Source organism: Novosphingobium sp. BL-S-20 (assembly GCF_055521635.1).
Genome location: NZ_CM145494.1, coordinates 609,665 through 623,716 on the forward strand (window position 1 = coordinate 609,665; position 14,052 = coordinate 623,716).

At 66.7% G+C, this 14,052-nt stretch carries 13 protein-coding genes; 4 read left to right on the top strand and 9 right to left on the bottom strand.

The genetic code is table 11. From position 1 onward, the window contains the following. The first annotated feature begins 4 nt into the window (after positions 1-4). A complete protein-coding gene (locus tag ACZ1II_RS10560; protein ID WP_465146390.1) occupies positions 5-490 on the top strand; it encodes a GNAT family N-acetyltransferase in 486 nt (161 codons plus the stop codon). A 90-nt stretch (positions 491-580) separates the two neighbouring features. After that, the gene (locus ACZ1II_RS10565) at positions 581-1,840 is read left to right on the top strand and encodes a multidrug effflux MFS transporter (RefSeq protein ID WP_465146391.1); all 1,260 of its coding nucleotides are present in this window, start codon (positions 581-583) and stop codon (positions 1,838-1,840) included. A 40-nt stretch (positions 1,841-1,880) separates the two neighbouring features. Here the strand turns inward: ACZ1II_RS10565 and ACZ1II_RS10570 are convergent, their stop codons facing one another. The 6 genes from ACZ1II_RS10570 to crtY form a co-directional block, all read right to left on the bottom strand. After that, the gene (locus tag ACZ1II_RS10570; protein ID WP_021232111.1) at positions 1,881-2,030 is read right to left on the bottom strand and encodes a lmo0937 family membrane protein; all 150 of its coding nucleotides are present in this window, start codon (positions 2,028-2,030) and stop codon (positions 1,881-1,883) included. 500 nt (positions 2,031-2,530) lie between these two features. Then, positions 2,531-3,493, bottom strand: a complete 963-nt coding sequence (locus ACZ1II_RS10575; RefSeq protein ID WP_465147279.1) for a phytoene/squalene synthase family protein — start codon at positions 3,491-3,493, stop codon at positions 2,531-2,533. Between the two features lie 69 nt (positions 3,494-3,562). Beyond that, positions 3,563-4,159 carry an LOG family protein gene (locus ACZ1II_RS10580; RefSeq protein ID WP_465146392.1) on the bottom strand — a complete coding sequence of 199 codons (597 nt, stop codon included), beginning with the start codon at positions 4,157-4,159 and terminating at the stop codon, positions 3,563-3,565. Further along, positions 4,159-4,626 carry a hypothetical protein gene (locus ACZ1II_RS10585; protein ID WP_465146393.1) on the bottom strand — a complete coding sequence of 156 codons (468 nt, stop codon included), beginning with the start codon at positions 4,624-4,626 and terminating at the stop codon, positions 4,159-4,161. The genes ACZ1II_RS10580 and ACZ1II_RS10585 overlap by 1 nt, the downstream gene beginning before the upstream one ends. Further along, positions 4,623-6,101 (bottom strand): phytoene desaturase, encoded by a 1,479-nt coding sequence (locus ACZ1II_RS10590; protein ID WP_465146394.1) that lies wholly within the window; start codon positions 6,099-6,101, stop codon positions 4,623-4,625. The genes ACZ1II_RS10585 and ACZ1II_RS10590 overlap by 4 nt, the downstream gene beginning before the upstream one ends. Continuing rightward, on the bottom strand, positions 6,098-7,297 hold the full coding sequence (crtY, locus tag ACZ1II_RS10595; protein ID WP_465146395.1) for a lycopene beta-cyclase CrtY: 1,200 nt from the start codon (positions 7,295-7,297) through the stop codon (positions 6,098-6,100). Before crtY ends, ACZ1II_RS10590 begins: the two co-directional genes overlap by 4 nt. Before the next feature lie 74 nt (positions 7,298-7,371). Here crtY and ACZ1II_RS10600 point away from each other — a divergent pair, with 74 nt between their 5' ends. Continuing rightward, complete coding sequence (locus ACZ1II_RS10600) at positions 7,372-7,911, top strand: N-acetyltransferase family protein (protein WP_465146396.1); 540 nt, start codon at positions 7,372-7,374, stop codon at positions 7,909-7,911. Between the two features lie 5 nt (positions 7,912-7,916). Here ACZ1II_RS10600 and ACZ1II_RS10605 read toward each other — a convergent pair whose 3' ends face one another. Further along, a complete protein-coding gene (locus tag ACZ1II_RS10605; protein ID WP_465146397.1) occupies positions 7,917-8,525 on the bottom strand; it encodes a uracil-DNA glycosylase family protein in 609 nt (202 codons plus the stop codon). Between the two features lie 171 nt (positions 8,526-8,696). On the opposite strand from ACZ1II_RS10605, the gene ACZ1II_RS10610 reads away from it, so the two are divergent. Further along, the gene (locus ACZ1II_RS10610; protein WP_465146398.1) at positions 8,697-10,061 is read left to right on the top strand and encodes an FAD/NAD(P)-binding protein; all 1,365 of its coding nucleotides are present in this window, start codon (positions 8,697-8,699) and stop codon (positions 10,059-10,061) included. 194 nt (positions 10,062-10,255) lie between these two features. Here ACZ1II_RS10610 and ACZ1II_RS10615 read toward each other — a convergent pair whose 3' ends face one another. Further along, complete coding sequence (locus ACZ1II_RS10615) at positions 10,256-12,541, bottom strand: TonB-dependent receptor (protein ID WP_465146399.1); 2,286 nt, start codon at positions 12,539-12,541, stop codon at positions 10,256-10,258. Between the two features lie 73 nt (positions 12,542-12,614). Next, positions 12,615-13,850: an MFS transporter gene (locus tag ACZ1II_RS10620; protein ID WP_465146400.1), complete on the bottom strand. Its 1,236-nt coding sequence runs from the start codon at positions 13,848-13,850 to the stop codon at positions 12,615-12,617. Positions 13,851-14,052 lie beyond the last annotated feature (202 nt).

Sequence of the window (14,052 nt, forward strand, 5' to 3'; positions counted from 1 at the left end):
CCTCTTGCTCCGCCCCCCGATCGCTGCGGATTTCGAGCCGATGCGGCAGATGTTCTGCGACCCGCATGTCGTCGCCCATATCGGCGGCAGCCCGCTACCGCGCGCTGATGCCTGGGGCCGCTTCCAGCGCGATGTCGGGCACTGGACGCTGGAGGGCTTCGGCCAGTTCACGGTGCTGGAAAAGGCGTCCGGCCGTTATCTGGGCAAGCTCGGCCATGCCCGTTTCCTGCGCGATCTTGGGCCGAAGGCGCAGGCGGAAATCGAGATGACCTGGACGCTGGCCTCGGGCTTTCACGGGCAGGGCTACGGCACGGAAGCGGGCCGCGCGGCGCTGGAGTGGTTCGATGCGAGAGGGATCCGCCGCACCGCCTGCATCATCGCCGAGGCGAACCTGCCCTCGCTCCGGCTGGCGGACAAGCTCGGCTACCGGGAAGTGGACCGCCTGGCAGGCGAGAGCGGTTCGAGAATCGTGCTGGTGCGCGAGGGCTGAACGGCCCGTAGACGTTCCCAGACGGCCAAATGCGCCGTCCGGAGCGCGAAAACGCTGGCCAGTGCCGTCCAAGTGCTGCATGCGCCGCGCATGACCTCCGACACAGCGAATCCCGCGCCGTTTCCGATGCGGGGGGTCGAGTTCGTCGTCCTCATGGCCGCGCTTCAGGCCCTTCAGGCGCTCTCGATCGACATCATGTTGCCCGCCCTTGGCGAGATCAGCCGCGACCTTTCGGTTGGCGATCCCAACCAGCGCCAGCTGATCGTCGGGGTGTTCCTGATCTGCACGGGGCTGGGCTCGCTGTTCCCCGGTGCCATCGCCGACCGCTATGGACGGCGTCCGGTGCTGCTTTTCGCGACCGGTGCCTACGTCCTCAGCGCGCTGGCCTGCGCCCTGGTGACGAGCTTCCCGATGATGCTGGCCGCACGCGCGGTGGCGGGCCTGTCCACTTCGGCGCTGATGGTCATGCCGATGACGGTCATCCGCGACCGTTTCGAGGGCGATCGCATGGCGAGCATGCAGTCGCTGGTGTCGATGACTTTCATGGTGGTGCCGATGATCGCGCCGATGGTCGGCCAGGGTGTGATGCTGGTGGCGGGCTGGCGCTGGATATTCGGCCTCATCGCCGTGCTGGGCGCCTGCGTCTGCGCCTGGACCGCGCTGCGCCTGCCCGAGACGCTTCATCCCGACTACCGGCAGGAAATCCGCCCCAAGGTCATCGCCGCCAATATGGCGCTTACCCTGCGCACCCGCGAGGCATCGGGCTACCTGTTCGGCGTGGCCTTCGTGCAGGGCGCGATGTTCGGTTATATCAACAGCGCGCAGCAGCTGGTGGCCGAGCACTTCGGCGCGGGCTTCTTCTTCCCGGCGGTGTTCGGCGGCATGGCGCTGGTCATGGCCTCGACCAACTTCGTCAATTCGCGGATCGTCCAGCGCTTCGGCGCCCGGCGCGTCTCGCAGACGGCGCTGTTCGGCTATATCGCCAGTTCGGCGCTGCACTTCGCGCTCGCCATGAGCGGCGAGACGCTGTGGGTCTTCATCCCGCTGATGACGTTCTCGATGTGCATGATGAGCTTCATCGGCTCGAACTTCCAGTCGATCGCGATCCAGCCGTTCGCGCGCACGGCGGGGGCGGCGGCCTCGATCATGTCGTTCGTGCGCATGGTCATGGGATCGGTACTGGGCGCGCTGATCGGGCAGGCCTATGACGGCACGCCGCGTCCGATCCTGGCCTCGATGGTGGTAGCAGGGCTGACGGCACTGATCTTCGTGCTCTATTCGGAGCGCGGGAAGTTGTTCCGGCGCCTCAACTATCCTCCGGGCTACTACGCACCCGGCAAGCGTCCCTGAACGAAAACGAAGAGGGGGGCTCCGGGCCCCCCCTTTGCGGCTAGACCGCCCGGCCGCCGCGGAACAGCTGGACGAGGCCGACGACGATCGCGATCACCAGCAGGACGTGGATCAGCGCGCTCGAAACGTGGAACACGACGAAGCCGAGCAGCCAGAGGACCAGCAGGACGGCAGCAATGGTGAAGAGCATGGCGGTTCTCCCTTATTGTTACGAAGTGTAAACGCCCGTAGGCGCGGGAGGCTCCCATCCTTTCGCCGTGGTTTTCATATCTTTCGTGGAGATGCCCAGGCGTAACGGTTCGTCTCAGGTGCGGCGCGGGCGGCAGATCGGCGCTGTGCGGCAGGTTGTAGGGCCGGGCGAGTCGCGGCATGGTCGCTCCGCGACCGCGAATCGCCCTTGGGCGCATTTCGTTCGCGAGTTTTTCGGGTCCACCGCATTTGTCGTCGCAGAGCCTAAACAGGGCCGCGACGTGTTGAGGGCTGGAGTTTTCCGGCTTCCTATCCCCACCAACCCTGGCCTTAATCTCGTCGTCCCCGCGAAGGCGGGGACCCCGCTTCTCTTCTGTGCGCCCGCAAGGAAGCGGGGCCCCCGCCTTCGCGGGGGCGACGGAGTGTTGTTATGGCGAGCTTGTGAGCGGAGGGGTTTAGAGCGGACAGGGGTTTGAAAGGCGCTGGCGCCGTTCTTGCGGATCAGGCCTGCGCCAGCGCCCGCAATTCCCGGCGCGACAGCGCGGGACGGGGCGCCTCGCCTGCCGGTTCGCCGCCCGCACGGGCCTCTTCCAGCGCCGACCAGACATGGCCCAGCTTCTCGCTGCGGGTCGTGCCGACGCGGTGGTCCCAGGCATGGGCGCCGAGCCGCTCGACCTCGCGGGCGATGCCGCCGTAGATGTTCGCCGCCGAGAGCACGGCCCAGCGCTGGCGGAAGGCCAGCCGAGTCGCGCCCACGCGGGCCGAGGCCTCGTAGTCCCGCGCAAGAGCGCAGGCGCGCGCGACCATCGGCACGAGGGCATGGCGGTAGTGCGGCTTGGTGACTTCGCCGGGCGGAATGTCCGCCTCGACCAGCCATTCGACTGGCAGGTAGCAGCGGCCATTGGCGTCGTCCTCCCAGACGTCGCGGACGATATTGGCGATCTGGAAGGCGATGCCGAGATCGCAGGCGCGGTCGAGCGTATCGTCGTCCTTGGGCGCGACGCCCATGACCGCCGCCATCATTACCCCCACCGCCCCGGCGACATGGTAGCAGTAGCGCAGCATGTCGGTCTCGGAGCGCGGGCGCCAGTCGGCGGCGTCGAGCGCGAAACCGGCGAGCACGTCCTCCACCATCTCCGCCGTCAGCGGCACTTCGCGCATCAATTGGCCGAGCGCGTCGAAGGCGGGGGTGCCGGTGCTCTCGCCCGCCATGGCCAGTTCGGTCAGGGTGCGGATGGTTGCCAGTCGGTCCTCGGGCGCGAGACGGGTGCCGAGCCGGACCGGGCCGATGGCGTGGCCGTGGTCCTGCTCGTCGGCAATGTCGTCGCAGGCGCGGCACCAGGCATAGAGCAGCCAGACCCGCTCGCGGGTCTCGCGGTCGAACAGGCGGCTGGCCGCCGCGAAGCTCTTCGATCCCTTGCGGATGGACCGGCGCGCCTCCTTGACGAGGTGCGCGCGGTCCAGCGCTCCGGGACGGACGGCGGTGCCGCGCAGCGCCGCTTCGAGCAGCTTCTCAGTCGGCACCGGCAAGACTCACAGCGTGCTGGGGTCCATGTTGACGATCGGCACGATCGGCTCGTGGGCTTCCATGCGTTCGAGCAGGAGGTCCAGCTCGGTCTCGGCAAGGATGATGCCCTGGTGCGCCGGGCGCACGAAGCCGACTTCGGCCATGTGGCGGTTGAACGCCAGCAACCCGTCGTAGAAGCCGAGGGAATTGAGCACGCCGACCGGCTTGTCGTGGTAGCCGAGCTGCGCCCAGCTCACCGCTTCCCACAGCTCGTCCATGGTGCCGACGCCGCCGGGCAGGACCAGGAAGCCGTCCGACAGGCGGGTGAATTCGGCCTTGCGTTCGTGCATGGTCTTGACGACGTAAAGCTCTGTGCAGTCGTGGTTGGCGACTTCGCCGCCCTTGCCATTGCTGCCGGTGAGCGCCTCGGGGATCACCCCGATCACTTCGCCGCCCTGTTCGAGCGCCCCTGCGGCGACGGCGCCCATCAGGCCGAGGCGGCCGCCGCCATAGACGACGCCCACGCCGCGCGAGGCAAGGGCGGCGCCGACGTCGCGGGCCAGCTGGACGTAACGGGGATCGGCGGGGGTGGCGGAGCCGCAGTAGACGGCGATACGTTTCATCACTCGATAACCTTCACTTGGAATCGCGTGCCGTCCGGCAGATCACGGACCTGCCGGGCGAGATCGCCCGTCAGGTAGATCAGCTCGACGAGGCTGATCCTCACCAGATGCTCGTGCCCGTAATCGCCGGACAGCAGCGCGGAAACCGTCCGGCTATAGACTTCGCCCATCGCGGTAAAGCCCAGCCGCTGCGTGGCGGCATCAACGAGCGCATCGGCGCGCCAGATCAGCTTCGTCTCGTCCTGCGCCATATGGGCCTGCGCAGCGGCTTCGTCGCCCAGCGCGGTGAGGCTCAGCAGGTCGGGATCGAGGTAATGGTAGGTGCCCTTGCGATCGATCACCAGCAGGTGGCCCATCAGGCTCTGGCCGACGATTTCGGCGAAATCGACATCGGTCCAGCCCCAGGCCTGCCGCAGCGCATGGAGCGCGCGCGCCGGTTCGGTCACGACGGTTCCGCCGAAGCTCACTTCAGCCCCTCCAGCATGAGCTTCGCGGTCGCCTTGGCCGAACCGACGACGCCGGGAATGCCAGCGCCCGGATGGCAACCGGCCCCGACGAGGTAGAAGTTCTTCAGCTTGTCGTCGCGGTTGTGGCCGCGGAAATAGGCGCTCTGGGTCAGCAGTGGCTCCAGACTGAAGCCGTTGCCGTTGTAGGCGCCGAGATCGCTTTCGAAGTCCGGCGGAGCGTAATGGAACTTGGTGACGATGCGGTCGTCGATATCCGGGATCAGGCGGCGGCCGACTTCGGCGAGCACGCGCTGTTCGAGGATCGGGCCGACTTCCGCCCAGTCGATCGGCAGCTTGCCCATGTTGGCGACCGGGACGAGCGCGTAGAATGTGCTCTTGCCTGCTGGGGCCATCGAGGGATCGGTGACGGTCGGGTGGTGGAGGTAGATCGAGAAGTCGCGCGGCAGCACGCCATGCTCGAAGATATCGTCGAGCAGGCCCTGGTAGCGCGGGCCGAACAGGATCGTGTGGTGCGGGATGCCGGGCCAGGTGCCTTCGAGTCCGAAATGGACCACGAAGAGGCTGGGCGAGAAGCGCTTCTTCTTCAGCTTGTGCGCCATGTCTTGCCCGCGCTGGTTCTGGGACAGCAGGTCGCGATAGGTATGCATCAGGTCGCCATTGCTGGCGATCGCATCGAAGCGCTGCTTCCAGCCGCTTGTGGTCTCGACTTCGGTGACCTGATCGCCGAGCGTGTGGATCTGCACGACTTTTTCGCCGAGGCGCAGCGTGCCGCCGAGCCGCTCGAACAGGCGGGCCATGCCCTGTGCCAGCTTGTTGGTGCCGCCGCGCGCCCACCAGACGCCGCCGTCCTTCTCCAGCTTGTGGATCAGCGCGTAGATCGCGCTGGTGGTCATCGGATTGCCGCCGACCAGCAGGGAGTGGAACGAGAGCGCCTGCCGCAGGTGCTCGTCCTTCACGTAGTGGCTGACCATCGAATAGACCGAGCGCCAGGCCTGGTAGCGGGCGAGGGCCGGGGCGGCTTTGATCATGCTGGAGAAGTCGAGGAAGGCCTCGTGACCCAGCTTGACGTAGCCTTCCTGGTAGACCCCGGCGGCATAGCGCAGGAATTCGTCGTAACCGGCAAGGTCGCGCGGGGCGACGCGGTCGATCTCGCGGCGCAGCGCGGTCTCGTCGTTCGAGTAATCGAACGTGATGCCGTCGGTCCAGTTGAGGCGGTAGAACGGCATGACCGGCATCAGGTCGACGTCGTCGGCGATGTCCTGCGAGGACAGGGTCCAGAGTTCGCGCAAGGCGTCGGGGTCGGTGATGACGGTGGGACCGGCATCGAAAGTGAAGCCGTCGCGCTCCCAGGAGTAGGCGCGGCCGCCCACTTTGTCGCGCGCCTCGACCAGCGTGGTCTCGATCCCGGCGCTTTGCAGGCGGATGGCGATGGCGAGGCCGCCGAAACCGGCGCCGATGACGCAGGCCTTCTTCATCGCATTGTGCCCTTGGGGGCAAGGTCGCTCAGCCGATAGCCGCGCCCCGCAAGGCTGGCGATCGCCGCGCCCACCGGGACGGGAGGCTTGCCGGAAAGCACCCGCGCCATGTCGGCCACGCGCGGATTACCCGCGTAGAAACGCTCGATCAGCCCCTCGGGCAGGGTGTAGAACCGTTCCAGCACGGCCCGGCGTTCCTCGGGCCGCGCGGCCCCGAACAGCATGCGCGTCAACATCCGGTAGAAGCGCCCCCCGCGCCAATGATTTGCGGCCCATGCATGACTCCTCCTTCCTAGGCTGACGCCGGAGAGGTTGTCGAGAGTGGTCAGGTGCATGGCAAATCTTACAGCATCGGGAAAGGAATAGGATGTCATCGGGTTGACGAGCGCGGCCCGCGTTCCGGCACGGGCGAGACCGAGGTCCGGCGCGGCGTTCCAGAACTTTTCGAAATCGCCGCCCGCGATCACCGGCAGCACGCCGGTTTCCTCATAAGTGACGGAATCGACGTGCCAACCCATGGCTACGGCGTAATCCCCGACGCGCTGGCGCAGTACGGGCAGATCGAGCGCGGGGTCGCTCGAATAATAGGTATCCTCGACGAAGACCTCGCGCTCGGAAAAGGGCAGGCAATAGACGAAGCGGTAGCCGTCGTGCTGGTCGACGCGGGCGTCCATGACCACCGGGCGTTCTAGCCGGTGCGGCACGGAGAGGCGCAGCATCTGCCCCAGGAACTTCTGCCAGCCGCCGGTCAGGTGGGGCAGGCCGTGTGCGCCTCGCGCGTCGATCACGGCATCGGCGGCGATGCTCCGCCCATCGGCGAGCAGGACCGCCTGCGGACTTGCCTCGGCCACGGATACCCCGGTCAGCAGGGATTCGGCCCCCAGCGTGGTACGCACCAGCGCATCCAGCCGCGTGCTGGTGACGCTGGCATAGGGCGTCGAGAGCAGGCGCGAGTGGCCGGGGAAATGGACCTCGTAGCCGCTCCAGCGGCGGGCGATCAGCGGCTCCACGAGGTCGCGGTGGGCAGGGGAGACATCGGTTTCGAAGAACGACCAGACATGATCGCCGCCGATCCGCTCGCCCTGCTCGACCAGCAGCACGCGCAAGTCCGGGCGATGCCGCGCCATCGCCAGCGCGATCAGCGATCCGGCAAGACCGCCGCCCAGAATGGCCAGATTGGAGGAAAATGTCGCCATAACCGTATCGTTTAGGGGGAGGTTCCGCGTGCCGCAACTTGGCAGGACGGGGACTTTGCGGCATTGTCGTGACAATGACCGAGGAATTGATCATCTGCGACGCTTCGCTCGAAGACGCCGCGGACATTGCCGAAATCTACGCGCATTATGTGCTCGAAAGCACTGCGACTTTCGAAACCGAGCCGCCTGATCGCGCGGAAATGGCCCGTCGCATCCGCGATATCTTCGATTCGGGCTATCCGTTCCTTGTCGTGCGGGACGGTGAACAGGGGCGCGCCGTCGGTTTCGGTTTCGCTCATCGCTACGGCCCGCGTGCAGGCTATCGCTATAGCGTGGAGACCACGGTCCATGTCGCTCAGGATTGCGTGGGGCGCGGGATCGGCGGGCGTCTGCTTGAGGCTTTGCTGGCGGAATGCGAAAAGCGCGGTTTCCGGCAGGCTTTCGCGGTCATTGCCGAAAGCGAGCCGATCTCGGTGGTGCTCCATGCCCGCGCCGGCTTCCGCCCGGTCGGCACGCTCGACGGTGCGGGCTGGAAGCATGGCAAATGGCTCGACGTCTTCGTGATGCAGCGCCAGCTGGGCGAGGGGAAACAGAGCCTGCCCGAGCCGGAATAGCGCAGCTAGTCGGCCTTCGGAGCCTCCAGCGCCCGGCGAATTCGCGCGCGCAAGTCGGGCAGGACTTCGGTCTCGAACCAGGGATTGCGGGCCATCCACAGGCGGCTGCGCCAGGCGGGATGGGGCAGGGGGAACAGGCCTTCTGGCGCGTTCCGCCAGTTCCGCACCGCTTCGGTCAGGTTGGGAGCGAAGCCGCGCGGCAGGTAGAGTTTCTGCGCATACTGGCCGACCAGCAGGGTCAGGCGAACCTGGGGCAGGGCCGCGCGCAGTCGCGAATGCCAGAGCGGCGCACATTCCGGGCGCGGCGGCAGGTCGCCGCCCTGACCCTTGCCGGGATAGCAGAAGCCGCTGGGCATATGCGCGACTTGCTCGGGATCGTAGAAAATGACGGGATCGAGGCCGGTCCATTCCCGCAGGCGGTCGCCGCTGTCGTCATCCCAGGCCCGGCCGCTGGCGTGGACTTTGCTCCCCGGTGCCTGCCCGATCACGAGAATGCGCGCGCCGGCGCCTGCCTGCACGACCGGGCGCGGTTCATGCGGCAGCCCGCCGTCGCAGACACGGCAGGCGCGGATGGCATGCAGGAGTTCTGGCAGTGGTTCCAAAAGGTCGATCACAGAGGTCAGATGGCGGGGCCTTGGCCTTCGTGCAAGTACTGCTAAGCTGCCTAGCATCGGCGGCTCGTCTGCCGCTTCAACCGCCATGTCATATTCTCAACCAATCTAGTTGATAATATCCGCAAGTCTTCGCTAAAGGCTTGGCCCTGAATACGCCACGGAGCATGCCCTTTGAACAGTCAGAATGGAAACGGCGCGCTTCCCGTCGCGATCGTCGGTGCGGGGTTCAGCGGAACCCTGATGGCGATCAACCTCCTGCGCAACGGCGTCCGCGTCGTCCTGATCGAGCGCAAGGACGCCCAGCTCGCCAAGGGCCTAGCCTTCGGCACCCGCTGGCCCGAGCACCTGCTGAACGTCCGCGCCGCCAACATGAGCGCCTTCCCCGACGATCAGGCCAATTTCCTGCGCTGGATCGGCCATAGCGGCGACGAGCAGGCCAACCGCTTCGTCCCGCGCCTGTCCTACGGCCTCTACTTGCGCGAACTGCTGATCCGCGCGCTGGCCGAAGCCGGACAGGATGCCCTGATCGTCAATGCCGAGGCCTGCTCCACCCGCTTCGAGGACGGCCGCGTGATCGTAGACATGGCCGACGGCGACGTTATCGAGGCCCGCGCCCTCGTGCTGGCGCTCGGCAATTTCCCCCCATCGCCCCATCCGGTGCTGGCCGCGATTCCCGAGGACCGCCGCTTCACCGATCCCTGGCAGCCCGGCACGCTGGAAAAGCTGGACGAGATCGACCACGTCCTGCTGATCGGCACCGGCCTCACCGCCGCCGACATGGTGCTCTCGCTCGACAAGGCCGGGTTCAAAGGCAAGATCACCGCGCTCTCGCGGCGGGGCCTCAAGCCGCTCGCCCATGCCGAAAGCGGTCCCTCGGTGGACTACGTGCCCGCCCCCGAAGAGCGTGGCTCGCATCTCGTGCGCCGGGTGCGCAATCGCGCTGCCGAGATCGGCTGGCGCGCCGCCGTCGACGAACTGCGCCCGCACACCCAGAACCTCTGGCGCCGCCACGACGAAGCCGGACAGCGGCGGTTTCTCCACCACTTGCGCCCCTACTGGGACGTCCACCGCCACCGCCTCGCCCCCGACGTGGCGAAGCGCATTGCCGAGATCGAGGCGGAAGGACGACTGGAATTCGTCGCCGGCAAGCTCGTCAGCGCCGAACCTAGCGAACGCGGGGTCTCGGTGGCCTATCGCCCGCGCGGCAAGGACGGCCTCGTGCGGCTGGAAGTCTCGCGCACGATCAACTGCACCGGACCCGAGGGCGACCTGATGCGCAGCGGCGCACCGCTGGTGAAGGACCTGCTCGCGCAAGGCAAAGTGCGCTCGGACGCACATCGGTTGGGGCTGGATGTCGATCACCTCGGCCGGGTGCGCGATGCCGAGGGCGCGCCGCAGGACACGCTCTTCGCGGTCGGTCCGGTTACCAAGGGCGAGGCTTGGGAGATCGTCGCGGTGCCCGATATCCGGCGGCAGGTGTGGAACCTTGCGCGCTATCTGGCGGATGCGCATTGGGTTGGGGGTGAGGGGCTTTAAGAACAGAGAAGACCGGGGGATGATCCCCCGGACCCTCGGAATGTCGACCGTGCGCCGCCTATCCGTAGCGCACTCCCTGCGGCGCAGCCAATAAGTCTTCCGACGCTACCATGGGTGCGCAACGGAGTTGGTCCGCGTGACCTGGACGGTAATGGGGGTGCAGGGGGTATTAACCCCCTGCTTTTCCCTTTCCCTCAGAAGTCCTTACGCAACATGATCCCGGCATAACGCTTGTCGTCACGCGGAACGTAGCGGACGATCCCGGCGAGCGTGCCGTTGGCGAGGAAGTTCGAGTAGCTCTGGTTCGTGATGTTCTTCACGAAGCCGCGCAGCTGCCAGTCGCCGGTCGTGCCGATCAGCGCCACGCTGGCGTTCCAGATGTAGTAGCCCGGCTGGATCGTGCCCGGCGTCTGGGTCAGCTGGTACTGGGTGCGGCTCTTGAGCGTGATGTCCGACTGCACTTCGAGGTCGAGCGAATTCGACAGCGCGAAGCGGTAGGCGGCGTTGCTGTAGAGCTTCCACTTCGGTGCGAAGGGCAGGACTTCGCCGTTGATGTTGCAGCTCGACGGGGCGCCTTCGGGGCAGATGAAGTTCAGCACCTTGGCGTCGGTATAGGCCACCGAGGTATCGAGCGAGAGGCCCGGAATCGGGCGCAGGCCGAAGTCGAGTTCCACGCCCTTGGTCTGGACGGTGCCGGCGTTGATCAGGCGGGTGACCTGCGCGCCGCCGACCACGTCGTTGTAGTTGGCCTGGTAGTTGTGGAACTTTGTCGAGTAGACCGCCAGCGCGTAGGTGATCTGGTGGTTCAGGGCCGAGCCCTTGATGCCGCCTTCGAACGAGTCCGAGGTTTCCGGCTTCAGCGCGATTTCATCCAGCGGCGTCGTGGCATTCAGCGAACGCATGTTGAAATAGGCGTTGTAGGCCGGGCCCTTGTAGCCGCGCGAGTAGGTGAAATAGGCCTGGTTGCCCGGCAGGAAGTCCGCCTGGAGACCGCCGCGATAGGAATCGCCACGGGTCGAGGTGGAACCGGCCGAATTGTGGTAGGCGCGGATGCCCGCCACGTCGAGCGCGGTCGATCCCGAGTTCGTCGGGTCGTTGGTCGATGTGCGGACGTGGTAGTAGCTGAGGTCGTCCCAGGTCGAACGATAGCCCGCGATGGCGCGCAGCCAGGGGGTGAAGTTGATGTTGGCCTCGCCGAACAGGGCGTAGTTGTCGCTCTTCACGCCGTAGTTCGCCACGCCGGTCACGACGTTCTCCGCGCCCGAGATCAGGCGGGTGAGCGTGCGGGTGTAGACTTCGTCGGTCTTGGCGTGGAGGTAATAGGCGCCCACGACGTAGTCGATGAACTTGCCCTTGGGCGAGGTCAGGCGCAGTTCCTGCGAGAACTGCTTGTTGTTGACGATGCCGTAGTCGTCGCCCTCGGGGAAGGTGGCCGACAGCTCGGACAGCGCGTCGTAGTCCTGGTGCTGGCGGTTCTTCCATTCGCGATAGGCGGTGATCGAGGTGACCGTGTAGTCGCCCAGGCCCCACTCGGCGGTCAGCGAGCCGCCGTAGTTCTTGTCGCGCACGTCGGTGTCGAAGTCGGTGCTGACTTCGCGGTTTTCCGGGCCTGCGGTGATGCCCTTGCTCGCGAGGAACGCGGCCAGTGCCGGGGAATTGGTGACGGTGCCGGTCGGATAGGCGATCTGGCTGGTGCGTGCATAGACACCGCTCGGGGTGGTGTCGTGCGAGTAGAGATAGTCGCCCGAGAGGGTGAGCTTCAGGGTGTCGGTCGGCGTCGCCTCGATCTTGGCGCGGGCGCCGTAGCGCTCGTAGCCGTTGACCTCGTTGCCGGTGGTGACGTTGCGGACGTTGCCGTCATAGTTGGCGTAGAGGCCGTCGATCCGGGCGGCGACGTTCGGGGCGATGCCGCCGGTGACGCCTGCCTTGATGCGATATTCCTCGTCCGTCGTGGCCGAGCCTTCCGCATAGGCGTGGAACTGCTGCGAAGGCGCGGCGGTGACGACGCTGATGACGCCCGCCGAGGCGTTCTTGCCGAACAGGGTGCCCTGCGGGCCGCGCAGCACTTCGATGCGCGAGACTTCGCCGACGTCGAGCGTGGCCTGGCCGGGGCGGGTCAGGACGACGCCGTCGAGCACGGTCGAGACCGAGGATTCGACGCCCGGCGAGGTGCTGATCGTACCGACGCCGCGCACGAAGACGGTGCGGTCCTTGTTCGACGCGCCGTTGCGGAAGTCGACCGAAGGCACCGTGGCGCTGAGGTCCTGAAGGTTGTGGATCGCGCGGTCGTTCAGCGATTCGCCGCTGACGGCGGTGATCGCGATCGGCACTTGCTGGAGCGACTCGTCGCGATAGCGCGCGGTCACGACGATTTCGCCGGAATTGGTTTCGGGGGCTTCGTCGGCATAAGCAGCTGCCGGGAAAATAACCGCGGAGGCCAGCAGCAGGGTGCGGGCGGCGCGGAGCGGGGTCATGGTCATCGGAATCTCCCTGGATCGCGCGGACCTATACTCAACCGTTTAGGTTGAGAAAGATAGTTTTCCTTTAGTCGCCCTATGCGCGAGATGAACCGGCGTCCTCTGCCGGGACGATCTTGGGCATGGTGAGCTGAATCCAGCCGAGTGCAAGCAGGTAGGACACCGCAGCGAAGGCGAAGAGCGGGCCGTAACCCAGCCCCGCCGCCAGCACGAGACCGGCGATCTTGCTGATCGCGGTGCCGCCCAGATTGCCGCAGAAGGCGCCGAAGCCCGTCACCCGGCCGACCTTGTGCCGCGGGGTCACGTCGGCGATCAGGCCGAACAGGTTGGTGGAAAAGCCCTGATGCCCGGCCAATGTCAGCGCCATCAGGCCGACGGCGGGCCAATAACCCTCGACGTGCAGCGCCAGCGGCACCGGCACCACGCAGAGCGCGGAAATCAGCATGAGCGTCTTGCGCGTGCGGTTGGCGCTCCAGCCGCTCGACAGCAGGCGGTTCGCCGCGAAGCCCGAGATCAGCGAGCCTGCCGCCGAGCCGCAATAGGCCAGCGCCAGCGGCGGGCCGAGGTCGGTGCCGGAAAGGCCGAACTGCCGGTTGAAGTAGTCCGGCATCCAGAACAGCATCAGCCACCAGGTCGCGTCCGAGAGCACTTTGGCCAGCGCGATCGTCCAGGTGCGGCTTTCCTTGAGGAACAGCCTGTCGCCCGAGATCAGGTTGCCCGAACCCGCAGGCTGGCGGTCGCCGAAGTCCACGCCCCGCGAAGCCAGAAGCCACGCCCCGACCCAGAACAGGCCGACCACGCCCGCCAGCACGAAAGCCGCGCGCCAGCCCCAGACCGCCGCCACCAGCGGGATTGCCAGCGGCGCCAGGATCGCGCCGAGGCTGTTCATCGCATTCGAAAGCCCGAAGCCCAGCGAGCGCAAGTTCGGCGGGAAGATCGTCGCGATGGTCTTCACCCCCGCAGGCGTCCCCATCGATTCCGTCGCGCCGAGACCGATGCGGCAGAGCACGAACTGGCTGAAGCTATGCGCCCAGCCATGCGTCATCGCCGCCAGCGACCACGCCGCGACGCCCGCTGCATTGGCCCACTTCGCCCCCAACCGGTCGACGATCCAGCCCGCCGCGAGGAAGCCGAACGCCGCGCCCGCCTGGAACCACGCGGCCAGGGTGCCGTAATCGTCGTCGCTCCAGCCGAGGTCGGCGGCGATCGTCGGCTTGAGGACCGAGATGATCTGGCGGTCGACGAGATTGAGCACACCCGCCGTCAGGGCAAGCGCGAAGAGCAGCCAGCGGCGGCGCGGGGAAAGAGTCATGCGCGGCGCGTCCGGGGCTTGGGGAATTTTTGCATCGCGGATCGTCTAGCGATGGTGGGGGGCAGGGGCGAACAAGAAATTCTAGGGAGAGAAGGAAGAGAAAACCCGGGGGATGATGCCCCGGACCCTCGGAATGTCCACGCCGCGCGCCACCTATCCGTCCTGCGCTCCTTGCGGCGCAGCCAATATGTCTCCCGACGCG